21 protein-coding genes are annotated in these 24115 nt (G+C 68.3%); 6 read left to right on the plus strand and 15 right to left on the minus strand.

What is annotated here, in order from left to right:
• The first annotated feature begins 97 nt into the window (after positions 1–97).
• Together TSB10GB4_RS21525 and glpD are read left to right on the plus strand one after the other, a co-directional pair.
• Complete coding sequence (locus TSB10GB4_RS21525) at positions 98–922, plus strand: DeoR/GlpR family DNA-binding transcription regulator (RefSeq protein WP_186397411.1); 825 nt, start codon at positions 98–100, stop codon at positions 920–922.
• Positions 919–2472, plus strand: coding sequence for a glycerol-3-phosphate dehydrogenase (gene glpD, locus TSB10GB4_RS21530; RefSeq protein WP_186397412.1), 1554 nt, complete (start codon positions 919–921; stop codon positions 2470–2472). The genes TSB10GB4_RS21525 and glpD overlap by 4 nt, the downstream gene beginning before the upstream one ends.
• A gap of 129 nt (positions 2473–2601) precedes the next feature.
• Here glpD and TSB10GB4_RS21535 read toward each other — a convergent pair whose 3' ends face one another.
• The 9 genes from TSB10GB4_RS21535 to TSB10GB4_RS21575 all read right to left on the minus strand — a co-directional run bounded on the left by TSB10GB4_RS21535 (position 2602) and on the right by TSB10GB4_RS21575 (position 11969).
• Positions 2602–3579, minus strand: coding sequence for an ABC transporter substrate-binding protein (locus TSB10GB4_RS21535; protein WP_186397413.1), 978 nt, complete (start codon positions 3577–3579; stop codon positions 2602–2604).
• 34 nt (positions 3580–3613) lie between these two features.
• Entirely contained in the window at positions 3614–4681 is a 1068-nt protein-coding gene (locus TSB10GB4_RS21540; RefSeq protein ID WP_186397437.1) for an ABC transporter permease, read from the minus strand.
• 107 nt (positions 4682–4788) lie between these two features.
• On the minus strand, positions 4789–5658 hold the full coding sequence (locus TSB10GB4_RS21545) for an ABC transporter permease (RefSeq protein ID WP_244570999.1): 870 nt from the start codon (positions 5656–5658) through the stop codon (positions 4789–4791).
• 43 nt (positions 5659–5701) lie between these two features.
• Positions 5702–6493, minus strand: coding sequence for an ABC transporter ATP-binding protein (locus TSB10GB4_RS21550; protein WP_186397415.1), 792 nt, complete (start codon positions 6491–6493; stop codon positions 5702–5704).
• 145 nt (positions 6494–6638) lie between these two features.
• Positions 6639–7034, minus strand: coding sequence for a hypothetical protein (locus TSB10GB4_RS21555; RefSeq protein ID WP_186397416.1), 396 nt, complete (start codon positions 7032–7034; stop codon positions 6639–6641).
• Between the two features lie 8 nt (positions 7035–7042).
• Positions 7043–8500, minus strand: a complete 1458-nt coding sequence (gene hydA / locus TSB10GB4_RS21560; protein ID WP_186397417.1) for a dihydropyrimidinase — start codon at positions 8498–8500, stop codon at positions 7043–7045.
• A gap of 116 nt (positions 8501–8616) precedes the next feature.
• On the minus strand, positions 8617–8904 hold the full coding sequence (locus tag TSB10GB4_RS21565) for a GIY-YIG nuclease family protein (protein ID WP_186397418.1): 288 nt from the start codon (positions 8902–8904) through the stop codon (positions 8617–8619).
• 244 nt (positions 8905–9148) lie between these two features.
• The gene (locus TSB10GB4_RS21570; RefSeq protein ID WP_186397419.1) at positions 9149–10399 is read right to left on the minus strand and encodes a Zn-dependent hydrolase; all 1251 of its coding nucleotides are present in this window, start codon (positions 10397–10399) and stop codon (positions 9149–9151) included.
• A 43-nt stretch (positions 10400–10442) separates the two neighbouring features.
• Positions 10443–11969 (minus strand): CoA-acylating methylmalonate-semialdehyde dehydrogenase, encoded by a 1527-nt coding sequence (locus TSB10GB4_RS21575; RefSeq protein ID WP_186397420.1) that lies wholly within the window; start codon positions 11967–11969, stop codon positions 10443–10445.
• Positions 11970–12405: 436 nt separating this feature from the next.
• On the opposite strand from TSB10GB4_RS21575, the gene TSB10GB4_RS21580 reads away from it, so the two are divergent.
• The 3 genes from TSB10GB4_RS21580 to TSB10GB4_RS21590 all read left to right on the plus strand — a co-directional run bounded on the left by TSB10GB4_RS21580 (position 12406) and on the right by TSB10GB4_RS21590 (position 14766).
• Positions 12406–13149: a TetR/AcrR family transcriptional regulator gene (locus TSB10GB4_RS21580; protein WP_186397421.1), complete on the plus strand. Its 744-nt coding sequence runs from the start codon at positions 12406–12408 to the stop codon at positions 13147–13149.
• Positions 13146–13862: an HTH-type transcriptional regulator RutR gene (gene rutR, locus TSB10GB4_RS21585; RefSeq protein ID WP_244570996.1), complete on the plus strand. Its 717-nt coding sequence runs from the start codon at positions 13146–13148 to the stop codon at positions 13860–13862. Before TSB10GB4_RS21580 ends, rutR begins: the two co-directional genes overlap by 4 nt.
• Positions 13863–13950: 88 nt before the next feature.
• Positions 13951–14766 carry a lytic transglycosylase domain-containing protein gene (locus TSB10GB4_RS21590; protein ID WP_186397422.1) on the plus strand — a complete coding sequence of 272 codons (816 nt, stop codon included), beginning with the start codon at positions 13951–13953 and terminating at the stop codon, positions 14764–14766.
• 89 nt (positions 14767–14855) lie between these two features.
• Here the strand turns inward: TSB10GB4_RS21590 and TSB10GB4_RS21595 are convergent, their stop codons facing one another.
• The 3 genes from TSB10GB4_RS21595 to TSB10GB4_RS21605 all read right to left on the minus strand — a co-directional run bounded on the left by TSB10GB4_RS21595 (position 14856) and on the right by TSB10GB4_RS21605 (position 19874).
• Positions 14856–16937: a methyl-accepting chemotaxis protein gene (locus tag TSB10GB4_RS21595; protein ID WP_186397423.1), complete on the minus strand. Its 2082-nt coding sequence runs from the start codon at positions 16935–16937 to the stop codon at positions 14856–14858.
• 208 nt (positions 16938–17145) lie between these two features.
• Positions 17146–18456, minus strand: a complete 1311-nt coding sequence (gene preA / locus TSB10GB4_RS21600; RefSeq protein WP_186397424.1) for an NAD-dependent dihydropyrimidine dehydrogenase subunit PreA — start codon at positions 18454–18456, stop codon at positions 17146–17148.
• A 62-nt stretch (positions 18457–18518) separates the two neighbouring features.
• Entirely contained in the window at positions 18519–19874 is a 1356-nt protein-coding gene (locus TSB10GB4_RS21605) for an NAD(P)-dependent oxidoreductase (RefSeq protein ID WP_186397425.1), read from the minus strand.
• 371 nt (positions 19875–20245) lie between these two features.
• Between TSB10GB4_RS21605 and maiA the strand changes: the two genes are divergently transcribed.
• Positions 20246–20893: a maleylacetoacetate isomerase gene (gene maiA / locus TSB10GB4_RS21610; protein WP_244570997.1), complete on the plus strand. Its 648-nt coding sequence runs from the start codon at positions 20246–20248 to the stop codon at positions 20891–20893.
• A gap of 304 nt (positions 20894–21197) precedes the next feature.
• Here maiA and cysK read toward each other — a convergent pair whose 3' ends face one another.
• The 3 genes from cysK to coaBC form a co-directional block, all read right to left on the minus strand.
• The gene (cysK, locus tag TSB10GB4_RS21615; RefSeq protein ID WP_186397427.1) at positions 21198–22160 is read right to left on the minus strand and encodes a cysteine synthase A; all 963 of its coding nucleotides are present in this window, start codon (positions 22158–22160) and stop codon (positions 21198–21200) included.
• Positions 22161–22332: 172 nt separating this feature from the next.
• Positions 22333–22782 (minus strand): dUTP diphosphatase, encoded by a 450-nt coding sequence (gene dut / locus TSB10GB4_RS21620; protein ID WP_186397428.1) that lies wholly within the window; start codon positions 22780–22782, stop codon positions 22333–22335.
• A gap of 106 nt (positions 22783–22888) precedes the next feature.
• Positions 22889–24115 (minus strand): bifunctional phosphopantothenoylcysteine decarboxylase/phosphopantothenate--cysteine ligase CoaBC, encoded by a 1227-nt coding sequence (gene coaBC / locus TSB10GB4_RS21625; protein ID WP_186397429.1) that lies wholly within the window; start codon positions 24113–24115, stop codon positions 22889–22891.

A 24115-nucleotide genomic window follows, 5' to 3' on the forward strand; every position in this document is an offset into this window, starting at 1 on the left:
AAGAGGCAAAATTTGTCTGCTTCCGACAGAATGTTGCAGGTGCGAACGAGACCCGCCTAAGACCCGCGCCATATCGAAAAAAAACGAAAGATCACCCATGGAGCCCGTAACCCCCCGGCAGAGCGAGATTCTCGACCGCGCGCGACGCGTCGGACGGGTCGATGTGGATGGGCTTGCGGCGGACTTCGACGTCACGCCGCAGACCATTCGCAAGGACCTTAACGACCTGTGCGAGCGCGGCATGTTGCAGCGCGTGCATGGCGGCGCCGTGCTGCCCTCGGGCATCGCCAACTATGCCTATGACGCAAGGCGCCAGCTCGCGGCCGAGGAGAAGCGGCGGATCGGCCTGCGCGCCGCCAGCCTCATTCCCGACAATGCCTCGATCATGCTGAACATCGGCACCACCACCGAACAGGTGGCCCGCGCCCTGCGCCAGCATGACGGCATCATGGCGATCACCAACAACATCAATGTCGCCAACATCTTGCGGGCGGCCCCCGCCGTCGAGGTGATCATCGCCGGCGGCCAGGTGCGCGCCTCGGACGGCGGCATCGTCGGCGAGGCGGCGGCCGACTTCATCCGCCAGTTCAAGGTCGACTATGCGTTGATCGGCGCCTCGGCGATCGACCCGGACGGGACGATCTTCGACTACGACTTCCGCGAGGTGCGTGTCGCCCGCGAGATCATCACCCATGCGCGGCAGACGATCCTCGTCGCCGACAACATGAAATTCGAGCGCAGCGCTCCGGTGCGCATCGCCCACATGTCGCAGATCGACATCTTCGTCACCGACAAGGCCCCGCCCGAGCCGGTGATGGAGATCTGCCGCGAGCATGGCGTGCGCGTCGAGATCGCCGGAGACGGGGACCCCGACGCCGGCGGCGCGGAGCCCGAGGACGGCCGGGGAGGCCACAGGAAATGACTGCAGCGACGCAAGCGGCGGAGTTCGATATCCTGGTCATCGGCGGCGGCATCAACGGCTGCGGCATCGCCCGCGACGCGGTCGGGCGGGGCTATTCCGTCTGCCTTGCCGAGATGAACGATCTCGCCAGCGGCACCTCGTCCTGGTCGACCAAGCTGATCCATGGCGGGTTGCGCTACCTGGAGCATTACGAGTTCCGCCTGGTGCGCGAGGCGCTCAGCGAACGCGAGCTCCTGTGGGCCAACGCACCGCACATCATCCGCCCCTTGCGCTTCGTGCTGCCGCACCAGAAGGGCCTGCGGCCGCGCTGGATGCTGCGCCTCGGCCTGTTCCTCTACGACCACCTGGGGGGCCGCAAGCTGCTGCCGGCAACCCGGACGCTGAACCTTGCGAACGACCCGGCCGGCAGGCCGCTGAAGGACGGGTTCGGCACCGGCTTCGAATATTCCGACTGCTGGGTGGACGATGCAAGGCTGGTGGTGCTCAACGCCCGCGACGCCGCCGACCGGGGGGCTCAGGTCCACACGCGTACCGAGGTGGTGGCGCTGGAGCGCGAGGGCGACATCTGGCGCGCCACCCTCAAGGACCGGGAGAGCGGCGCGACCCGCTCGGTCACCGCCCGGCTTGCCGTCAACGCCGCCGGGCCCTGGGTCGACCGGGTGCTGAAGGGCGCGTTGAAGCGCAACGACACCCACAATGTCCGGCTGGTGCAGGGCAGCCATATCGTGGTGCGCAAGCTGTTCGACCACGACCGCGCCTATATCTTCCAGAACGGCGACGGGCGCATCGTCTTCGCCATTCCCTACGAGCAGGATTTCACCCTGATCGGCACCACCGACCGCGACTACGAGGGCGATCCGGCCGACGTCGCCGCGACGGAGGAGGAGATCGTCTACCTGACCGAGGCGGCGAGCGAGTATTTCCGCAAGCCGATCACCCGCGGCGACGTGGTGTGGACCTATTCGGGCGTGCGGCCGCTGTTCGACGACGGCGCCTCCAAGGCGCAGGAGGCGACCCGCGACTATGTCCTGAAGCTCGACGAGGGCGGGCGCCGCGACGGCGCGGCATTGATCAACATTTTCGGCGGCAAGATCACCACCTATCGGCGCCTGGCTCTCTCCGTGCTGGAGATGATCGAGAAGGCGCTCGGCGCCAAGGGACCGGACTGGACGGCGACGGCCTTGCTGCCGGGCGGCGACTTCCCGACCACCGGGCTTGCCGACCTCGAAGCCGCTCTTGCACGCGACTTCGCCTTCCTGCCGCGGCCACTGGTTGCCCGCCTCGCCCGCAGCTACGGCACCAGGGCGCGCGACCTGCTGGCCGGCGCGACCTCGATCGACGACCTCGGACCGCATTTCGGCGCCGATCTTTACGGCCGCGAGGTCGCCTATCTGATGCAGCACGAATGGGCGCGGCGCGCCGAGGACGTGCTGTGGCGGCGCAGCAAGCTGGGCCTGCGGGTCTCTGCAGAACAGGCGCAGGCGCTGGAGGCCTGGATGGCCGGGCGCCTCGACACCGCCGCCCCGGCCGAACGCAACCAGGGCGCCTGAAGCCAGAGCACCCGAAGCCGGGGCTTGCACCGAAACGCAAACCGCCGGACGGAGAGCCCGTCCGGCGGTCTTTTCTTGCGAGGAAAGCGCCTGCCCCGAAAAACAGGACCGAGGAGCGGAGCTGATGAATCAGAGCTGGTCGGTCACCACGGTGGTGGTCGCGCCGACCGGCTCCTTGGTGATCACCGGGTCGGAGCCGCCGCTCAGCAGCGTGTTGACCGTGCGCTGGTAGTCTTCCATGTCCAGCCGGCCGTCGGAGCCTTCCGTCAGCTTGTTGATCTCGCGGACCATGCGCTTCTGGTGGTTCTCGGTCTGGGCGCCGGTGGCGTCGTTCTCCAGCACGATCTCCGCCGCCTCGTCCGGGTTCTCGCGGGCATAGTCCCAGCCCTTCATGGTGGCGCGGACGAAGCGGGCCATCTTGTCGACGAAGGCCGGGTCGGAGAGCTTGTCCTCCATCACATAGAGCCCGTCCTCCAGCGTCGCGACGCCCTGCTCCTCATACTTGAAGACCACGAGATCGCTTTCGGCGATGCCGGCGTCGATCACCTGCCAGTATTCGTTGTAGGTCATGGTCGAGATGCAGTCGGCCTGCTTCTGCAGCAGCGGATCGACGTTGAAGCCCTGCTTCAGCACGGTGACGCCGTTCGGCCCGCCATCGGTCGGGATGCCGAGCTTGCTCATCCAGGACAGGAACGGATACTCGTTGCCGAAGAACCAGACGCCGAGCGTGCGGCCGCGGAAGTCCTCCGGCTTGGTGATGCCGGTCTCCTTCAGGCAGGTCAGCATCATGCCCGACGCCTTGAACGGCTGGGCGATGTTGACCAGCGGCACGCCGCGCTCGCGGCTGGCGAGCGCCGCCGGCATCCAGTCGATGATCACGTCGGCGCCGCCGCCGGCGATCACCTGCGGCGGGGCGATGTCCGGCCCGCCGGGCTTGATCGTGACGTTGAGCCCCTCTTCCTCGTAGAAGCCCTTGTCCTTGGCGACGTAATAGCCGGCGAACTGGCCCTGCGTGACCCATTTGAGCTGCAGCGTGACGTCGTCGGCCGCCTGCGCGGGACCGAATGCCAAGGCAAACGCGGCGGCGGCTAGCAAAGTCTTCCTCATTTCCTGCTCCCTCTGGTGATGCAGCCGTCGTCCGTTATCGCCGGACTGACGGATGCCAAAACGTGACCGCCCGCTCCGCGAGGGTCACCAAGCCGTAGAACAGCGACCCCGCAAGCGCGGCGACGGCGATCGAAGCCCAGACCATGTCGATGTTCATCCGCCCCACCTCGGTGGAGATGCGGAAGCCCATGCCGACGATCGGCGTGCCGAAGAATTCGGCAACAATGGCCCCGATCAGCGCCAGCGTCGAGTTGATTTTCAGGGCATTGAAAACGAAGGGCATGGCCATCGGCAGCCGCATCTTGAGCAGCGTCTGCGGATAGTTTGCCGCGTAAGTGTGCATCAGGTCGAGCTGCATGCGGTCGGCGGCGGCAAGCCCCGTCACCGTGTTCACCAACATCGGGAAGAAGGTCATGATGACGACGACCGCCGCCTTGGACGGCCAGTCGAAGCCGAACCACATGACCATGATCGGGGCGACGCCGATGATCGGCAGGGCCGAGACGAGATTGCCGATCGGCAGCAGGCCGCGCCGCAGGAACGGCACCCGGTCGACCAGGATGGCGACCAGGAAGCCGGCGCCGCAGCCCAGGGCATAGCCGATGAGAACCCCCTTCAGGAAGGTCTGGCGGAAGTCGGCCCACAGCACCTCGGGCGAGGCGAGGAGCCGCACCCAGATGTCGGAGGGCGGCGGCAGCAGCACCTTGGGCACGGCAAAGCCGACCACCAGCACCTGCCACAGGATCAGCAGCCAGGCGCCGAAGGTCAGCGGGATGGCGAGCGCGATGGCGCGGCCCCACAGCGGCTGCCGGGGCTTCAGCCCGGCCATTTCCTCCACCGACAGCCAGGCGATGGCCCAGGCGACGACGACGAGGGCCCAGAAGCCGGATCCCGCCTGGCCCGGATGGCCGGCGATCAGCGAGATCAGCGCGAAGGCCATGGCATAGGAGACGGCCGCGAGCAGGCCGGCGGCCCGCGGCCCGCGCAGCAGGCACAGGCGATAGGGCGCCAGCACGACCACCGCGGCAAGCGTCGCCGCCGCCAGCAGCGGAAAGGCAAGCAGCCCGAGTTGCAGCGTGTCGGAGGCGATCACCGGCATCATCGTCGCGACCAGGGCGAGGGCGAGCGCCAGCGACGACAGCACGGTTCTCACCGCGCCGAGCCGGCGCGGCCGCGGCGCCGGTGCGGGGGGCGTCCCCTCCCGCGCGCTCATGGCCGCATCCCCATGCGCTTCAGCGCCAGCCGCTCGGCGACGCCGATCAGCGCCACGAGCGTTGCCGCCAGCACGGCGGCGGCGATCAGCGCCGACCAGATCTGCACCGTCTGGCCGTAATAGGAGCCCGACAGCAGGCGGGCGCCGAGGCCGGCGACCGCACCGGTCGGCAGCTCGCCGACGATGGCGCCGACAAGGCTTGCGGCAACGCCGACCTTCATCGAGGCGAAGAGATAGGGCATCGCCGAGGGCAGGCGCAGCTTCCACAGCGCCTGGGCGGGCGAGGCCGAATAGGTCTTCATCAGGTCCATCTGGATCGCCTCGGGCGAGCGCAGGCCCTTCACCATGCCGACCGTCACCGGGAAGAACGAGAGATAGGTCGAGATCATCGCCTTCGGCAGCAGGCCGGAAATGCCGATGGCGTTCAGCACCACGATGATCATCGGCGCGATGGCGAGGATCGGGATCGTCTGCGACGAGATCACCCAGGGCATCAGGCTCTTGTCGAGAACCCGGCTGTGCACGACCAGGATCGCAAGGCCGATGCCGAGGGCGGTGCCGAGCACGAAGCCGAGCAGGGTCGAGGACAGGGTGATGCCGCCGTGATAGACGAGGCTGCGCTTGGAGGTCACCGCCTTGTTGGCGGTGGTGTCCCACAGCTCCACCGCCACCTGGTGCGGGGCGGGCAGCACGGGCCGGTCCTGCGACAGCGTGTCGGTGACGAGCTGCGCCAGCGGTGCATCCTCCACTCCGCCGCGCTTGTACATGTCGCGCTGGAACGGCGCGTTGAGCATCACCGCCGCCAGGTACCAGACGGCGAGGATCGCCGCGACGACCACCAACACCGGCCCGGCGGTGCCCTGCATCAGGCCGGCGAAGGGCGAGCGGGCGGGCGGCGCCGTTAAGGCCTCAGTCGTCATAGCTGTGCCCCGCCCGCAGCCCCTCGCGCACCCGGTGGGCGATTTTCAGGAATTCCGGCGTCTCGCGGATGTCGAGCGTGCGCTCGCGCGGCAGGTCGCTCTCGATCACGTCGTAGATGCGGCCCGGACGCGGGCACAGCACCACGATCTTGGTCGACAGGAACACCGCTTCGGGGATCGAGTGGGTGACGAAGACCACCGTCTTGCGGGTCTTCGCCCACAGTTTCAGCAATTGCTCGTTGAGGTGGTCGCGGACGATCTCGTCGAGCGCGCCAAAGGGCTCGTCCATCAAGAGCAGGTCGGGATCGAAGGACAGCGCGCGGGCGATGGAGGCGCGCTGCTGCATGCCGCCCGACAGTTGCCAGGGATATTTGCGCTCGAAGCCGGAGAGATTCACCAGCTCCATGTTGCGGCGGATGCGCTCCTCGCGCTCTCCCTTCGCGAAACCCATGATCTCCAGCGGCAGGGCGATGTTGTCGGCGATGGTCCGCCAGGGATAGAGCGCGGCGGCCTGGAAGACATAGCCATAGGCGCGCTTCAACCGCGCCTCCTCCGGGCTCATGCCGTTGACGCTGATCGTGCCGCCGGTCGGCGCCTCCAGATCGGCGATCACCCGCAGCAACGTGGTCTTGCCGCAGCCGGACGGGCCGATCAGCGAGACAAAATCGCCCTCGCCGATCGAAAGATCGATGTCCGACAGGGCATGCACCGGACCGTCATTGGTCTCGAAGGTCAGCGACAGGTTCTCGATGTCGATCACGCTGCGCTCCGGCCCGGTCATCCTTGCGTCCCCTGTCGCCCTCACGGCGTCCTTGCTTGCATCTGTCGCGATCATGACCGGACTTGCGGCTCCCTGCATCCATCTCGATCCGCGAACACGGCGCCCGCCGCGTCCGTGCCCATCGCCCCGCACCCGCCCGCCCGGCTCATGGCGCGCAGCGCATCAACGGTCCCCATGTCATCCCGTCGGGAAAGGCGACGAGATAGCCCTCGCCCTCCCGCCGCAGGGTGAGGGTGAAGGGCGTCACCTCCTCCTCGCCTTCCTCGTGGCACTGCGCGAGGATCTCCAGGCCGTTCGCCCGCATCCGCCGCTCCGGCGAAAAGGCGCAGTAGGAGACGGCGGTGGAAATGCCCTCGTCGTCCATCAGGAAGAAGAAGTCGGCGCCCGTCACCGCTCCCCCCTCCGCCCCCTCGGCCGCCCCCTCGGCCGTCAAAGCGCAGCCCTCCGCATCGCCGTAGCGCCCCTCGATCGCCGTCGTGTCGGCGGCGGCCGGCGCTACGGCAAGCAGCAGAGCCAGAAAGGGCAGCAACCGGATGGCCATCTCGCCCCTCACACGCCGCTTGCCGGAATGCCGGAGCGCTCCACCTTGCGCGGCGAGGTCAGCTCCTTCCAGGTCGACAGCGCCGCGTTGACCGCCTGGAACGGCGGGCGGGCGACGAACTTGCCGTGACCCTCGCGCGTCTTGATCGCGCCGTCCTCGATGGCGACTTCGCCGCGGGTCAGGGTGAAGCGCGGCAGGCCCTTCACCTTTTTGCCCTCGAACACGTTGTAGTCGATGGCCGACTGCTGGGTCGCGGCGGAAATCGTCTTTTCCTTCTGCGGATCCCAGACCACCAGATCGGCATCGGCGCCGACCAGGATCGCGCCCTTCTTCGGGTACATGTTGAGGATCTTGGCGATGTTGGTCGAGGTCACGGCGACGAATTCGTTCATGGTCAGCCGGCCGGTGGCGACGCCATGGGTCCACAGCATCGGCAAGCGGTCCTCGAGCCCGCCGGTGCCGTTGGGGATCTTGGTGAAGTCGCCGAGCCCGGTGCGCTTCTGCTGTGTGGTGAAGGCGCAGTGGTCGGTCGCCACCACCTGCAGCGTGCCCGCCTGCAGGCCGGCCCACAGGCTGTCCTGGTGCTTCTTGTCGCGGAAGGGCGGCGACATCACGCGGCGCGCCGCATGGTCCCAGTCGGGATGGCGATACTCGCTCTCGTCGAGCGTCAGGTGCTGGATCAGCGGCTCGCCATAGCAGCGGATGCCGTTCTGCTTGGCCCGGCGGATCGCCTCATGCGCCTGTTCGCAGGACGTGTGCACCACGTAGAGCGGCACGCCGGCCATGTCGGCGATCATGATGGCGCGGTTGGTCGCCTCGCCCTCCACCTCCGCCGGGCGCGAATAGGCATGGGCCTCCGGCCCGTCATTGCCCTCGGCCATCAGCTTCGCCTGCAACTGGGCGACCACATCGCCGTTTTCCGCATGCACCATCGGCAGGGCGCCGAGCTCGGCGCAGCGCTGGAACGAGGCGAACATCTCGTCGTCGTCCACCATCAGCGCGCCCTTGTAGGCCATGAAATGCTTGAAGCTGTTGATGCCCTTGTCGCGCACCACCGCTTCCATGTCGTTGAACACCTGCTCGCCCCACCAGGTGATCGCCATGTGGAAGGAGTAGTCGCAATTGGCCCTGGTCGACTTGTTGTCCCACATGGTCAGCGCTTCCAGCAGCGACTGGCCGGGCGAGGGCAGGCAGAAATCCACCACCATGGTGGTGCCGCCGGCAAGGGCGGCGCGCGTGCCGCTCTCGAAATTGTCGGCCGAATAGGTGCCCATGAAGGGCATTTCCAGGTGCACATGCGGGTCGATGCCGCCCGGCATCACGTAGCAGCCGGTCGCGTCGAGCACCTCGTCGCCGGAAAGATCCGGCCCGATCTCGACGATCCTGCCGCCGTCGATTTTCACATCCGCGCGGTAGGTGAGATCGGCCGTGACGACCGTTCCGCCCTTGATCACTTTGCTCGCCATCGCTGTTCCCCAATCTCGTCTGTCGTTTCCTGGCAACTCACCCGCGTGCTGCTCGCGCCTCTCCGGCGTCATCCCGGGCAAGGCGAAGCCGCGACCCGGGACCGGAGAGCCACAAACTATCGGTTCATCGTCTCATACAGGTCGGCCCATTCCGGGTTCATCGTCTCGATCAGCTCGAACTTCCACTTTCGGTGCCATCGCTTGATCTGCTTCTCTCTGCGAATGGCCTCTTCGATGTCGTCGTACCCTTCGTACCAGACCAGCGCCTTCACTCCGTAGCGCGACGTAAAGCCGGGAACGAGGTCGGTGCGATGCTCGTGGACCCGTCTCGCAAGATCCGTCGTCACGCCCGTGTAGAGGGTCTCGTACGGCCTTGAGGCCATGATGTAGACCCATGACGCCACCCATCACCCTCCCCGGCTCTCCGATCCCGGATCTCGCTAACGCTCGTCCGGGAAGACGCGGAAAGGCGGTGCCCAACTCTCACGCCCCGCCCGCCGCTCCATCCTCTCCCTCGCCGTCACGGGCAAGCGCCCACCCTTCACACAGTCCCCTCCAGCGTCATCCCGGGCAAGGCGAAGCCGCGACCCGGGATCGGAGAGCCACAAACCTGTCCGACGCGCGCGCCATCACCACGCGCGCCAGCGCTCACTCCACGACTTCCGCCGCTTCCAGCACCGCATGCAGCAGCACGTCGGCGCCGGCCCGCGCCCAGTCCTTGGTGATCTCCTCGGCCTCGTTGTGCGACAGCCCGTCGACGCAGGGGCACATGATCATCGCCGTCGGCGCGACCTTGTTGACCCAGCAGGCATCGTGACCGGCGCCGGAGATGATGTCCATGTGGCTGTAGCCGAGCTTTTCGGCGGCGTTGCGCACGGCCTTGACGCAGGTCTCGTCGAAGGTGACGGGATCGAAATGGCCGACCGCCTCGATCGTCGCCATCAAGCCCAGATCCTCGGCGATCTTCGGCGCCCGCGCCTCGAATTCCGCCTTCATCGCGTCCAGCGTCTGCCGGTCGGGCGAGCGGAAGTCGACGGTGAACACCACCTTGCCGGGAATGACGTTGCGCGAGTTGGGATAGACGTCGCAATGGCCGATGGCGCCGACCGCGCGCGGCTGATGCTTCATCGCGATCTCGTGCACCAGTTCGGTCATCCGCGCCATGCCGAGGCCGGCATTGCGGCGCATCGGCATCGGCGTCGAGCCGGTATGGCTGTCCTTGCCGGTCACCGTCACTTCCAGCCACCACAGGCCCTGGCCGTGGGTGACGACGCCGATATCCTTGCCCTCGGCCTCCAGGATCGGCCCCTGTTCGATATGCAGCTCGAACATCGCGTGCATCCTGCGCGCGCCGACCGCTTCCTCGCCGACCCAGCCGATGCGCTTCAGCTCCTCGCCGACGGTCTTGCCGTCCGCGTCCTTGCGCGCATAGGCCCAGTCGAGATCGTGCACCCCGGCAAAGACGCCGGAGGCGAGCATGGCCGGGGCAAAGCGCGTGCCCTCCTCGTTGGTCCAGTTGGCGACGACGATCGGCCGCTTCGTACGGATGTTGAGGTCGTTGAGGGTGCGCACCAGTTCCAGGCCGCCGAGCACGCCGAGCACGCCGTCGTATTTGCCGCCCGTCGGCTGGGTGTCGAGATGCGAACCGACATAGACGGGCAGGGCATCGGGATCGGTGCCGGCGCGCGTCATGAACATGTTGCCCATGGTGTCGACGCCCATGCTCATCCCGGCCGCCTCGCACCAGGCCTGGAACAGCTTGCGCCCCTCGTTGTCGGCATCGGTCAGCGTCTGGCGGTTGTTGCCGCCGGCAACGCCCGGACCGATCTTCGCCATCTCCATCAGGGCGTCCCACAGGCGGTCGGCGTCGATGCGCAGGTTCTTGCCCGGTGCGGTCATTCGGTTCACTCCCTCGGTCGATCCTCAGCCGGCGGCGCCGGCCTCACTCCATGTTGGGAAAGGTATAGACGGCGCCGTCCTTGATGCCGGCCGGCCAGCGCGTCGTCACCGTCTTGAGGCGGGTGTTGAAGCGCACGCCTTCCATGCCGTAGATCGAATGGTCGCCGAACAGCGAGCGCTTCCAGCCGCCGAAGGAGAAATAGGCGACCGGCACCGGGATCGGCACGTTGATGCCGACCATGCCCACCTCGATGCGGTCGGCGAAGGCGCGCGCGGCATCGCCGTCGCGGGTGAAGATCGCGGTGCCGTTGCCGTATTCGTGCTCGTTGATCAGCGACAGCGCTTCCTCGTAGCCCTTGGCGCGCACCACCGACAGGACGGGGCCGAAGATCTCCTCGCGGTAGATCATCATGTCGCGGGTCACCCGGTCGAACAGGGTGCCGCCGACGAAATAGCCGTTCTCGTAGCCCTGCAGCGAGAAGCCGCGCCCGTCGACCAGCAGCTCCGCACCTTCCTTGACGCCCTGGTCGATGTAGCCGAGCACCTTGCGCATATGCGCCTCTGTCACCAGCGGGCCCATCTCCGCCTCACGGTCGGTGGCCGGGCCGATCTTCAGCGCCTGCACGCGGGGGACGAGCTTTTCCACCAGCCGGTCGGCGGTCTCCTCGCCGATGGGAACGGCGACGGAGATCGCCATGCAGCGCTCGCCGGCCGAGCCGTAGCCGGCGCCCATCAGCGCGTCGGCGGCCTGGTCCATGTCGGCATCCGGCATGACGATCATGTGGTTCTTGGCGCCGCCCAGCGCCTGCACCCGCTTTCCATGGGCGGTGCCGGTCGAATAGACGTATTCGGCAATCGGCGTGGAGCCGACGAAGGACACCGCCTTGACGTCGGGATGGGTCAGCAGCACGTCGACCGCCTCCTTGTCGCCATGCACGACGTTGAGCACCCCGTCCGGGAAGCCGGCCTGGTGGAACAGGTCATAGACCGCCATCACGGCGGAGGGGTCGCGCTCCGACGGCTTCAGCACGAAGGTGTTGCCGCAGGCAACCGCGATCGGATACATCCACAGCGGCACCATGGCCGGGAAGTTGAACGGGGTGATGCCGGCGACGACGCCGAGCGGCTGGCGGTCGGAATGGCTGTCGATGGCCGGGCCGACATTGCGGGCGAACTCGCCCTTCAAGAGATGCGGGATGCCGCAGGCGAATTCCACCACCTCGATGCCGCGCGCCACCTCGCCCAAGGCATCGTCATGGGTCTTGCCGTGCTCGGCCGAGATCGCCCTCGCGATGTCGTCGGCATGGGCGGAGAGCAGCTCCTTGAAGCGGAACATCATCCGCGCGCGCTTCAAGGGCGGCGTGTCGCGCCAGGCCGGGAAGGCGGCCTTGGCCGCGGCGATCGCCTCGCCGACCTCGGCCGCGCTCGACAGCGGCAGGACCGCGGTCTGTTCGCCCGTCGCCGGGTTGAACACCGCTTGCGTCCTCGTCGAGCGGGAGACGACACGCGCCCCGCCGATGGCGTTCTCGATGCTGGGGGTCTCGATATTGGCAAAGCCGGACTTCGGCATGGTCCCTCCGCTCGCCCGGCGCGACATGCGGATCCGGGCGCCCTCGTGCGTCTGCGATCGCGGCCGGGATCGGCGGGAAGCCGCGCACGCGCGCCGGCCTCTCCTGTCCTCTCCCTCGATGCCTCTCCGGCATCGGGCAGCGCTGGTCGCGCCGCCGGCCATTCCCCGTTCCGGATGGTTCGTCCATCCGGGCAGCCTTCGCGTCCTCGCGCTCCGGCCGAAGTTCTGAAAGGTGCGCGGCCCCGGTCTGTTGTGCCCGCCGGGTTGCCAGTCGCTTGGTTCGTCGCGCAGTTCGTCGCGTCTTTGCCATTGCGCCAGGCGAAAAAACCTGACCAAATGGTCAAATCGAGCGTAGGAAGGCTTGACCATCCGGTCAAGATCATTTTTTCGGCTCGCCTGCCGAATTGGCACTCACCGCAGCGGACGGCCCGGAGAGATGAGCGGCACGGACAGGTTGAAGGGCGGGGCGCAGTCCCGAACACAGGACAGGACGCAGGGCGGAACGCAGAAGAGCGCGATCCGGGCGGAGAACGAGCGCGTCATCCTCAAGGCGGCCGAGGAGGTCTTCGCGCAGAGCGGCTTTCGTGGCGCCACCACCGGCATGATCGCCGATCGGGCCGGCATCCCCAAGGCCAACCTGCACTATTATTTCCCGACCAAGGAAGTGCTCTACCGGCGGGTGGTCGAGCATATCTTCAACATCTGGCTGGAGGCGGCGAACTCCTTCGACGAGAGCGACGATCCGGTCGAGGCGCTGACCAGCTATATCGCCAAGAAGATGGACATCTCGCGCGCCCATCCGATGGGCTCCAAGGTCTGGGCCAACGAGATCCTGCACAAGGCGCCGGTGATCCAGGACTATCTGGAGACCACCTTGCGCGAGTGGACCGCCTCCCGCGTCGCGGTGATCGAGCGCTGGATCGCCAGCGGCCGGATCGCGCCGATCGACCCGCAATACCTGCTGTATATGATCTGGGCAACGACCCAGCACTATGCCGACTTCAACCACCAGATCGACACGCTGAACGGCGGCCGGCCGCTCTCCGACGCCCAGTTCGAGGAGGCCAAGCGCACGGTGACCGGCATCATCCTCGCCGGCATCGGCGCGGTTCCGCCGGCCGGCCTTGCCGCCGCCGGGCCGCCGCGCGATGCTGCCGCCCGCAACGGCGCGGCCCGATGACCGCCGCAATGGCGCCCGACAGCGAAGGACAGCAGCAGATGGAGGCAGGCCGGATACCGGACGCAGGCACCGAGCCCGAAAGCGACGGCGCCCCGCGCACCCGCATCCAGGAGAAGAACCGCGCCCGCATCCTCGAGGCGGCGCTCGGCACCTTCTCGCGCTTCGGCTATCGCGGCGCCCGCGTCGACCAGATCGCCGAGGACGCGGGCATGTCGAAGTCGAACCTGCTCTATTATTTCGGCTCCAAGTCGGAGATCTACAAGGCGGTGCTCGCCGACCTGCTCGACCGCTGGCTGGCGCCCTTGCGCACGCTCGATCCCGAAGGCGACCCGCGCACGGAACTCACCGCCTATATCGAGCAGAAGCTGCAATTTTCCGCCGACTATCCGCAGGCCTCGCGCCTCTTCGCCAACGAGATGCTGCAGGGCGCGCCGGTGATCCGCGACGTGCTGGCAGGACCGCTGAAGGCGCTGGTCGACGAGAAGTCGCAGGTGCTGCGCCACTGGGCGGAGCGCGGCCGCATCCGGCCGGTCGACCCCACCCACCTCATCTTCCTGATCTGGGCGACGACCCAGACCTATGCCGACTTCGCGCCGCAGATCGAGGCGATCACCGGCACCGGCATCCATGACGAGGCATTCCGCCGCCAGGCGCTGCAGGCGTTGACCGACCTGATCTTCGGCGGGCTGCTGCCGCGGCCCGGTTCGCCTTGATCTTGCCCTTGCCGCCTGTATCCTGCTTTTTTGCAAGGGACGTGCGTCGCCGTCCCCGATCGACCCTGCGACCCGACCGGGAGACCGCATGCGCAAGGCCCTCGTTTTCGCCGCCCTTCTGCTCTTTGCCCCGCTGACGCTGGTCGGCCCGGCGCTCGCCGCCAAATGCGGCAACAACGCCGCCGGCTTTCCGGCCTGGCTCGCCAGCTTCAAGCGCGAGGCGGTGGCCGCCGGCATTTCGAGCCGCACGGTGGAGGCCGCGCTCGGCGGCATGACCTATAACAGCCGGGTGATCCGGCTCGACCGCAACCAGAAATCCTTCAAACTGTCCTTCGAGGAATTCCTCGCCCGCCGCGCGCCGCCCTCGACCATCGCCATGGGCAAGCGGCGGCTGCAGCAGCACGCCGTGCTGCTCGACCGGGTGGAGCGCAAATACGGCGTGCCGAAGGAAGTTATCGTCTCGATCTGGGGGCTGGAATCGGGCTTCGGCGGCTTCATGGGCGACATCCCGATCTTCTCCTCGCTCTCGGCGCTCGCCTATGACTGCCGCCGCTCCGCGTTCTTCACCAAGGAGCTGATGAGCGCGCTCAGGATCGCCGACCGCGGCTTCATGCGGATTTCCGAGATGAAGGGCGCCTGGGCCGGCGAGATCGGCCAGACCCAGTTCCTCGCCTCCAGCTACGAGCGCTTTGCAGTCGACTTCGACGGCGACGGCCGGCCGAACCTGATCCACAGCCATGCGGACGTCTTTGCCTCGACCGCCAATTTCCTGCGCCAGCACGGCTGGAAGCCCGACGGCGACTGGGCGCCGGGCAGCCACAATTACGGGGTGCTGCGCGACTGGAACCGGGCGGAGGTCTATCGCCGCACCATCGCCCATATGGCGAGCGAGTTGCGCCGCTAGAGCCCCTTCGGCGGCCGCTCAAGCCGCCCGCTGGCTTGGTTTTTTGCGGGCGGTCAAGCCGCCCGCTAGCTTGGTTTTTCTGCGGGCGGTCAAGCCGCCCGCACGTGACCGAGAAAACTCTCGATCTGCCGCAACAGCGCCGCCGACTGGTCGGACAGTTGCGAGGCCGCCGCCAGCACCTCGCTTGCCGCCTCGCTGGCGTCGGAGGCCGCGGCGGTGACCCCGGAGATGTTGCGCGAGACGTCGGCCGTGCCTGTGGAGGCCTCGGCGACATTGCGCGCGATCTCCACCGTCGCCTGGCCCTGGCTGCCGACCGAGTCGAAGATCTCGGACGAGATGTCGCTCATCCGGCGGATCGTCTCGCCGATCGCCTTGATCGCCTCGGCCGCGCCGAGCGAGGCCGCCTGCATGTCGGCGATCTGCCTGCTGATGTCGGAGGTCGCCCTGGCGGTCTGGTCGGCCAGTTGCTTGACCTCGCCGGCGACGACGGCGAAGCCCTTGCCGGCTTCGCCCGCCCGCGCCGCCTCGATGGTGGCGTTGAGCGCCAGAAGGTTGGTCTTGGCCGCGACGTCCTCGATCATGATGACGATCGAGCCGACGCGCTCGGCGGCGGCGGCGAGCCCGGCCACCTGCTTGTTGGTCTCTTCCACCTCGGCCACCGCCGTCTCGGCGATCTCGCTCGAGCGGCCGGCCTGGCTGCGGATTTCCGTCACCGAGGACGACAGTTCCTCGGTCGCGCCGGCGACGGAGGCGACATTGGCGGAGGCCTGTTCGGAGGCCGCCGCAACGGCGATCGCCTGCCCCGAGGTGCGTTCGGCGACGCTCGACAGGCCCGACGCGGTGCTCTTCAGCCGCTCGGCCGCCTGGGTCAGCGCGCTCACCGACGAGCCGACCGCCTCGTCGAAACTGTCGGCCAGGCGCATCATGTCGGCCCGCCGCGTCTCGGCGGCATCGCGCTCCTTCTCCGCCTCGCGCTGGCGCAGCCGCTCGGTTTCCAGCGCGTTCTCGCGGAACAGGGCGAGCGCCCGGCCAAGCGCGCCGATCTCGTCCTGCCGGTCGACGAAGGGCGCCTGCGTGTCGAGCTGGCCGTCCGCCAAAAGCCGCATGCGCTCGGTCACCACGCCGAGCGGGCTGGTCACCCGGCGGCCGACCAGGAACAGCAGCAGCGCTGCCAGCACCAGGCCGATGCCGAGAAAGCCGAGCTGCCGATAGACATGCGCCTCGGCGGCAGCGGCGGTCTGCGCCGCCGCGACCTCGGCCTGGGCCAGCGCCTCGATGGCGATGGAGGCGATGGCGTCGAGCGTGGGCAGCGTCGCGGCCATCCACTCGGCCAGGGCGAGCGGCGGGGTGGTGCCGGCCTGCAGGGCCAGGAACTGGCGCTCGCTCAGCTCGCGGAAGCCGGCATTGTAGATCGCATCCGTATCGGTGAAGGCCTTGGCGAGCCCTGGCGACAGCGGCAGGTCGCCGAGCAGCGACCGGGCCATCTTCAGCGACGCCAGCGCCGAGGCCGTGGACCCGTAGAACCTGCGCGTGGCATCGTCCGGCAGCGCGACGCCGGAGGTCGCGTTGGAGACCAGAAGCGAGGCCTCGCCCGCCGTGCTGCGCGCATCCAGGGCGGCGGACTGGGCCGCAAGCAGCGCGTCGACGACCGGGTCCTTGTACTGGACGCGGGTGCCGAGCTCGCCGGCAAAGGCGAAATTGGCGTTGATCTGGCTGGTCAGCTCATCGCGCCAGCGCTCGGCCACCGCGCTGCGCCGGGCCGCATCCGTCTGCTCCAGCGCGGCGTCGACCTCCTGCATCAGCGCGAAAAGCCGGTCGCGCGCGCCGGTGAATTCCGCCAGCCGGGCATCGCGGTCGCTGATCGAGGACTGTTCGATGGCGCTCACCACCCGCTCGGCCGCCGAGCGGCCGGCAAGGCGCAGCTCGCGCGTGCGCTCCGTCAGGCCGATCACATCCGCCTTCAGGTCGCGGAAGCTGTTGCCGCGGTCGAGGCGCAGATACAGCAGGGAATCGAGCAGCGGCGCCGAGATCCGCGCAATGTCCTGAACCTGACGGGCGGTCTGGAACTCCGTCCAGGCCGACCGGGCCGACAGGGCAAGCAACACCCCGATCGCCAGCGTGAACCCCAGGAAGGAGGCGCGCAAAATGGTGGATACGCTGATCTTGGTCATAAGTTCGCCGGACCTCCAGGCGTGGTCTCCCGTCCCCCCGAGCGATTGATCGCCGCAAACTGCCAAGATCGGGTTAACGCAGGGGAACCTGCGGACCAGCGTCGCGCCGGAAACGACGAGGCCGGGCCCGTCGCGCGGACGGACCCGGCCTCGCAGTCGGTGCCCGTTGGCGGCGACCGTTACCGCGCCGCCGACGGGCTCCCTTCGATCACTCGGCCGCTTCCGCCACCCGGTTCGGGTTGTTGGGATGGGTCGTCCAGTTGGCGTAGTTCGGGTTGATCGGCTTGCCGGTGCGCGGGTCGCTGCCCTCGGTGATCTGCTCCAGGGTGATGCAGTCCTCGACCGGACAGACCGAGACGCACAGGTTGCAGCCGACGCATTCCTCGTCGATCACCTCGAAATGGCGCAAGCCGTCCTTCATCGCGGTGATCGCCTGGTGCGAGGTGTCCTCGCAGGCGATGTGGCAGCGGCCGCACTTGATGCAGGCGTCCTGGTCGATGCGCGCCTTGACCACATAGTTGAGGTTGAGCCGCTGCCAGTCGGTGACCTTGGGCACCGCCCGCCCGACCACCTGGTCGACCGAGGTATAGCCCTTCTCGTCCATCCAGTCGGACAGGCCGTCGATCAGGTCCTCGACGATGCGGAAGCCATAGGTCATCGCCGCCGTGCAGACCTGCACCGTGCCGGCGCCGAGCGCCATGAACTCGGCCGCGTCCCGCCACGTCGTCACGCCGCCGATGCCGGAGATCGGCAGGCCGTGCGTCTGCGGGTCGCGGGCGATCTCGGCGACCATGTTGAGGGCGATCGGCTTCACCGCCGGGCCGCAATAGCCGCCATGGGCGCCCTGTCCGTCGATGGTCGGATAGGGGGCCATCTCATCGAGATCGACCGAGACGATGGAGTTGATCGTGTTGATCAGCGACACGGCATCCGCCCCGCCCGCATGGGCGGCGCGGGCCGGGTTGCGGATGTCGGTGATGTTGGGCGTCAGCTTGACGATCACCGGCATGCGCGTGTGCTGCTTGCACCAGCGCGTCACCATCTCGATATATTCGGGCACCTGGCCGACGGCCGAGCCCATGCCGCGCTCGGACATGCCGTGCGGACAGCCGAAGTTCAGCTCGACGCCGTCGGCCTCCGTCTCCTCGACGCGCTTCAGGATGTCGATCCAGTTCCGCTCCTCGCAGGGCACCATCAGCGACACGACCAGCGCCCGGTCCGGCCAGTCGCGCTTGACCTGCTTGATCTCGCGCAAGTTCACCTCCAGCGGGCGGTCGGTGATCAGCTCGATATTGTTGAACCCGATGAGCGAGCGGTCCGGCCCGTGGATCGCGCCGTAGCGCGGGCCGTTGACATTGACCACCGCCGGGTCCTCGCCCAGCGTCTTCCAGACGACGCCGCCCCAGCCGGCCTTGAAGGCGCGGACGACGTTGTATTCCTTGTCGGTCGGCGGCGCGGAGGCCAGCCAGAACGGGTTCGGCGACGTGATGCCGAGAAAATTGCTGCGAAGATCGGCCATCTGAGAATCCTCCCCACGGATGTTCGGGAGTGAAAGCTAAGGGTTCGGGAGACCTGCCGCGCTCAGGCGGTCAGCGCCGCATGGATCGAGGCCGCGGCGATCTTGCCGTCCTCGACCGAGGCGACCGTCAGGTCCTCGCCGCCGGCGACGCAATCGCCGCCGGCCCAGACACCGGCAAGCGAGGTGCGGCGGTCGGCATCGACGCCGATCCGGCCGCCGTCGAGCTCCAGCGCCTCGCTGCCGCCCAGCGCGTCCGGCACGAAGGTCTGGCCGATCGCCTTGAACACCTGGTCCGCTTCGAGCGTGACGCTCTCGCCGGTTCCCGTCAGCCGGCCGGCGCTGTCGGGCAGCATCCGCTCCAGCTCGATGGCCCGCACATGGCCGCCCTCGCCGATCAGCCGGCGCGGCGCCAGACACTCGCGGATCACCACCCCGTTGGTCAGCGCGATCTCCTGCTCATAGGCGCTGGCCTTCATCGCCTCGCGGTCGCGGCGATAGGCGATGGTCACCTCTTCCGCGCCGAGGCGCTTGATCTGCACGGCGATGTCGATGGCGGTCATGCCGCCGCCGATCACCACGACCTTGCGGCCGACCGGCAGGGCGGAGAGGTCCTGCGCCTGGCGCAGCTCGGCGATATAGGCGACCGCGTCGATGACGCCGGCCAGATCCTCGCCCTCGGTCTTCAGCGCATTGACGCCGCCGAGCCCCATGCCGAGGAACACCGCGTCGAAGTCGCGGCGCAGGCCCTCCAGCGTGATGTCGCGGCCGAGCGCCTTGTTACACTCCACGGTGATGCCGCCGATGGAAAGGACGAAGTCGACCTCCGCCTGGGCGAAGTCGTGCGTCGTCTTATAGGCGGCGATGCCGTATTCGTTGAGGCCGCCGAGCTTGGCCCTCGCCTCGAAGATCGTCACGTCATGGCCCTGGCGCGCCAGGGCGTGGGCACAGGAAAGCCCGGCCGGGCCGCCGCCGACGACGGCAACGCGCTTGCCCGTGGGAGCTGCGCGCTCGTAAGGATGCGCTGCCCCGCGCGCGAGAAACGTATCCGTCGCATGGCGCTGCAACAGGCCGATGGACACGGGGCGGTCCTCGGCGAGGTTGCGCACGCAGGCCTCCTCGCACAGGGTCTCGGTCGGACAGACGCGGGCGCACATGCCGCCGAGGATGTTCTGCTCGAAGATCGTCTTGGCCGAGCCGAGCGGGTTGCCGGTGGCGATCTGGCGGATGAATTTCGGAATGTCGATCGAGGTCGGACAGGCGATCGTGCAGGGCGCGTCGTAGCAGAAATAGCAGCGATCCGCCTCGACCCGCGCCTCATGGACGCCGAGCGGCGGATGCAGGTCCTCGAAATTCTCCAGGTAGTCGTCGGCCGTCAGGCGCCCCGCGCGAATGTCGGGGGTCACGAGTGCATCAGCCATGGCTGCACCTCCGATAGCGCCGGGCCGCTGCCGCGGGTCCGGCGTCGATGTTCTCCTCTGGAGCGCAGGCGATCCGTTTCGTCGTCGGACCGGGACCGGAAGGGGGTCCCGCTGTCGGCCTGCGCCGGCTCTGGCGATTTGCTTGGCAGATCTCCTCGGCAGATCTGCCTAGAAGATCTCAATGGCGCGCGCCTCGTTGGTTGGGAGCGCGTCCGGGGTCATTGGGCCGAATTTTGACCAAATAGTCAAATTTTTTGTGAGGCGTCCGAATCCGGCCGATCCCGGCAGCACTTGGCCGGCGGCGACGGCCATGCGATATGCGGGGGAACAGGCCGCATGACGGCAGAGAAACCTTCAAGGGAGAGAGATCGGTGACGCAGCCCGTCCTTCACGACTACTGGCGTTCGTCCGCAAGCTACCGCGTGCGCATCGCGCTCAACCTGCTCGGCATCGCCTATCGGGCGGCGCCGGTGAACCTGCTCACCGGCGCCCACCGGGCGGCGGAGAACCTTGCCCGCAATCCGCAGGGCCTCGTGCCGACGCTGGAGATCGACGGAAAGGTGCTGACCCAGTCGCTCGCGATCATCGAATATCTGCACGAGACCCGCCAGCCGGCCTCGACCCTGATGCCGGGCGATGCCGCCGGCCGCCACCGGGTCCGCGCCCTGTCGCATGTCATCGCCATGGAGATCCATCCGGTCTGCAACCTGTCGGTCGCCAGTCACGTTGCCGAGATCACCGGCGGCGGCGACGAGGCCAAGGCCGCCTGGATGCGCACCTTCATCGGCAAGGGGCTCTCGGCGCTGGAGCGCATGCTCGACGATCCCCGCACCGGGCGCTTCTGCCACGGCGACACGCCGACCCTGGCGGACCTGTGCCTGGTGCCACAGATCTACAATGCCCGCCGCTGGGGCGTCGACCTTGCCGCCCTGCCGAGGCTGGTGGCGATCGACGCGGCCTGCAACGCGCTGGAGCCCTTCGCCGCCGCCCATCCCGACCGCATCGGCGCCCCCGCCTGAGGCGGGGCGTGTTGGGGGCGCAGACGCCCGACCCCGCAAGGCCGTCCATCCGCGCACCCCACGCGCCCACCCCTCCTTAGCGTCCTCCCGGACGGCGCGCAGCGCCGAGCCGGGATCGGCGAGCCGAGGGCGGTTGCGGCAACGCTCCGGAACGACACCGCAAGGCCGTGCCTCCCCGGTCCCGGATCTTCGGCCTTCGGCCTCGTCCGGGAAGACGAAGAGAGAGGCCTCAATAAAAATCACCGGCGGCGAGGCTGCGCGCGGCGAGCCGCCGTCGGGGAACGCCCGTCAGAGGCGGTGACCCTTACTCCAGCCCCTCGAACAGCGCCGTCGACAGGTAGCGCTCGGCGAAGGAGGGGATGATCACGACGATGCGCTTGCCCTTCATCTCCGGCCGCGCGCCGACCTTCAGCGCCGCCGCGATGGCGGCGCCGGAGGAAATGCCGACCGGCAGGCCCTCGACCCGCGCCGCCTTGCGCGCCATCTCGAAGGCCTCGTCATTGCTCACGGTGACGACCTCGTCATAGGCCGAGGTGTCGAGGATGCCGGGCACGAAGCCGGCGCCGATGCCCTGGATCTTGTGCGGGCCGGGCGTGCCGCCGGACAGGATCGGGCTGTCGGCCGGCTCGACCGCGACCACATGCAGGCCGGGCTTGCGCGCCTTCAGCACGGAAGCGACGCCGGTGATCGTGCCGCCGGTGCCGATGCCGGAGACGAAGACGTCGACCGTGCCCTCCGTGTCGTTCCAGATCTCCTCGGCGGTGGTGCGGCGGTGGATCGCCGGGTTGGCCGGGTTCTCGAACTGCTGCGGCATCACCGCGCCGTCGATCTCCTTGACCATCTCCTCGGCGCGGGCCACGGCGCCCTTCATGCCCTTGGGTCCTTCGGTCAGCTCCAGCTCGGCGCCGAGCAGTTTCAGCATCTTGCGCCGCTCGATCGACATGGTCTCCGGCATCACCAGGATCAGCCGGTAGCCCTTGGCGGCGGCGACGAAGGCGAGCGCGATGCCGGTGTTGCCGGAGGTCGGCTCGACAAGGGTGGTCTTGCCGGGGGTGATCCTGCCCTCGGCCTCCAGCGCCTCGATCATCGACACGCCGATGCGGTCCTTGACGCTGGAAATCGGGTTGAAGAATTCGAGCTTGCCGAGGATCTCCGCCTCGACGCCGGCCTCGCGCGCCAGCCGGTCGAGCCGCACGAGCGGCGTGTCGCCGATGGTTTCGGTGATGGAGGCATAGATGCGGCCGCGGCCGGGCTTCTTGTCGCTCATGCTGAACTCCCTTGGTCTCGCCGGATCGCGCAAGGCCCGGCGCGTCATTCTCTCCCAATCTAGGCAGGCATCGCCGCCCTGACGAGCCCCTGCCGTCGCCGGAAACCGCGCAAGCCTGGAACTTCAATCCGAAATCGGCGGATCTTTTGGAAAAGAATACCCCAATGCGGGATCAATGATGCCCGGTCGAACCGAAGCCGCCTTCGCCGCGCCGGGTCTCGTCCAGCTCGTTGACCTCGATCAGCTCGGCCCGCGCCACCGGCGCCACCACCATCTGGGCGATGCGGCTGCCGCGCTCCACCGTGAAGGGCTCCTCGCCGAGATTGATCAGGATCACCTTCACCTCGCCGCGATAGTCCGGATCGATGGTGCCGGGCGTGTTGAGCACGGTGACGCCGTGGCGGGCGGCAAGGCCGGAGCGCGGGCGCACCTGCGCCTCCGTATGCGGCGGCAGGGCGATGGCGATGCCGGTCGGCACCAGCGCGCGGGCGCCCGGCGCGATCACCAGCGGCGCCTCGACGGCGGCGAGAAGATCCATGCCGGCCGCCTCCTCGCTCTGGTAGGAGGGCAGCGGCAGGTCGAGGCCATGGGCAAGGCGGCGCACGCGCAGGGGAAGGGTCATGGGCTGGGATCCGTGTGTGGAAGCGGGAAACGTTGGCGAATGGGGCTGAAGGCGGGCTTGCGGGAGGGCGGCTGCCTCACGCCGGGCCGCTTCACGCCGGGCCGCCTCACGCCGGGCCGAGAGTGGCGGCGAGCCGGCGGGCGATCTCGGCGACCAGCCGCCGCGCCACCTCGTTCTTGCTCAGCGTCGGCCAGTCGGTGACGCCGTCATGGCCGACCAGCCGCACGGTGTTGGCATCGCCCCCCATGACGCCGGTTTCCGGCGACACGTCGTTGGCGACGATCAGGTCCGCGCCCTTGCGCTGCAGCTTGCCGCGGGCATTGTCGATGACGTCGTTGGTCTCGGCGGCAAAGCCGACGACGAGGCGCGGGCGCGCGGTCGGGTGACGGCCGATGGTGGCGAGAATGTCCGGGTTTTCAGTCAGCGCCAGCACCGGCACCTTGCCGCTGCCGTCCTTCTTGATCTTGCGCCCGCTCTCGCCGTCGGTGCGCCAGTCGGCGACGGCCGCCGCCATCACCGCGACATCGGCCGGCAGCGCCGCCTCGACGGCGGCCAGCATCTGCCGCGCGGTCTCCACCTTCACCACCGTCACGCCCGGCGGATCGGCCAGCGTCACCGGCCCGCTGACCAGCGTCACGCGGGCGCCGTGCCGCGCCATCCAGCCGGCGATGGCATGGCCCTGCTTGCCGGAGGAGCGGTTGGCGATGTAGCGCACCGGGTCGATCGGCTCATGCGTCGGCCCGGAGGTGATCAGCACATGCCGGCCGGCAAGGTCCTGCGGCACTGGATCGAGCATGGCTTCGAGCGCGGCGACGATCTCCAGCGGCTCGGCCATCCGGCCGAGGCCCGCCTCGCCGCTCTCGGCCATTTCGCCGGCATTCGGCCCGACGAAGGACAGCCCGTCGCGGGCAAGCTGCGCCACATTGCGGCGGGTGGCGGGATTGGCCCACATCGCCGGGTTCATCGCCGGGGCGAGCAGAACGGGCTTGTTCGAGGCGAGCAGCACGGCGCTGGCAAGATCGCCGGCAAGCCCGGCCGCCATCTTCGCCATCAGGTCGGCGGTCGCCGGCGCGACGACGATGGCATCGACCTCGCGCGACAGGCGGATATGGCCGACATCGTGCTCGTCGTCGCGGTCGAAGAGATCGGTGAACACCTTGTCGCCGGCAAGCGCGCCGGCCGCCATCGGCGTGACGAAGCGGCAGGCGCCCTCGGTCATCACCACCCGCACGCTCGCCCCGCGCTCGCGCAACCGGCGGATCAGGTCGAGGCTCTTGTAGGCGGCGATGCCGCCGCCGATGATGAGAAGGATGCGCGTGTCAGTGAGGCTCAA

The sequence above is a fragment of the Stappia sp. TSB10GB4 genome, from assembly GCF_900185745.1.
Taxonomy (GTDB): domain Bacteria; phylum Pseudomonadota; class Alphaproteobacteria; order Rhizobiales; family Stappiaceae; genus Stappia.

Excerpts from the sequence above, each read along its gene's own strand:
- glpD (WP_186397412.1), top strand. The coding sequence starts at position 919 with ATGACTGCAGCGACGCAAGCGGCGGAGTTCGATATCCTGGTCATCGGC.
- dut (WP_186397428.1), bottom strand. The coding sequence starts at position 22,782 with ATGACCCTTCCCCTGCGCGTGCGCCGCCTTGCCCATGGCCTCGACCTG.
- TSB10GB4_RS21580 (WP_186397421.1), top strand. The coding sequence starts at position 12,406 with ATGAGCGGCACGGACAGGTTGAAGGGCGGGGCGCAGTCCCGAACACAG.
- TSB10GB4_RS21590 (WP_186397422.1), top strand. The coding sequence starts at position 13,951 with ATGCGCAAGGCCCTCGTTTTCGCCGCCCTTCTGCTCTTTGCCCCGCTG.
- TSB10GB4_RS21570 (WP_186397419.1), bottom strand. The coding sequence starts at position 10,399 with ATGACCGCACCGGGCAAGAACCTGCGCATCGACGCCGACCGCCTGTGG.
- TSB10GB4_RS21545 (WP_244570999.1), bottom strand. The coding sequence starts at position 5,658 with ATGCAGGGCACCGCCGGGCCGGTGTTGGTGGTCGTCGCGGCGATCCTC.
- hydA (WP_186397417.1), bottom strand. The coding sequence starts at position 8,500 with ATGGCGAGCAAAGTGATCAAGGGCGGAACGGTCGTCACGGCCGATCTC.
- TSB10GB4_RS21595 (WP_186397423.1), bottom strand. The coding sequence starts at position 16,937 with ATGACCAAGATCAGCGTATCCACCATTTTGCGCGCCTCCTTCCTGGGG.
- rutR (WP_244570996.1), top strand. The coding sequence starts at position 13,146 with ATGACCGCCGCAATGGCGCCCGACAGCGAAGGACAGCAGCAGATGGAG.
- TSB10GB4_RS21525 (WP_186397411.1), top strand. The coding sequence starts at position 98 with ATGGAGCCCGTAACCCCCCGGCAGAGCGAGATTCTCGACCGCGCGCGA.
- TSB10GB4_RS21535 (WP_186397413.1), bottom strand. The coding sequence starts at position 3,579 with ATGAGGAAGACTTTGCTAGCCGCCGCCGCGTTTGCCTTGGCATTCGGT.
- TSB10GB4_RS21605 (WP_186397425.1), bottom strand. The coding sequence starts at position 19,874 with ATGGCTGATGCACTCGTGACCCCCGACATTCGCGCGGGGCGCCTGACG.
- preA (WP_186397424.1), bottom strand. The coding sequence starts at position 18,456 with ATGGCCGATCTTCGCAGCAATTTTCTCGGCATCACGTCGCCGAACCCG.
- TSB10GB4_RS21555 (WP_186397416.1), bottom strand. The coding sequence starts at position 7,034 with ATGGCCATCCGGTTGCTGCCCTTTCTGGCTCTGCTGCTTGCCGTAGCG.
- TSB10GB4_RS21575 (WP_186397420.1), bottom strand. The coding sequence starts at position 11,969 with ATGCCGAAGTCCGGCTTTGCCAATATCGAGACCCCCAGCATCGAGAAC.
- cysK (WP_186397427.1), bottom strand. The coding sequence starts at position 22,160 with ATGAGCGACAAGAAGCCCGGCCGCGGCCGCATCTATGCCTCCATCACC.
- TSB10GB4_RS21540 (WP_186397437.1), bottom strand. The coding sequence starts at position 4,681 with ATGATGCCGGTGATCGCCTCCGACACGCTGCAACTCGGGCTGCTTGCC.
- TSB10GB4_RS21550 (WP_186397415.1), bottom strand. The coding sequence starts at position 6,493 with ATGACCGGGCCGGAGCGCAGCGTGATCGACATCGAGAACCTGTCGCTG.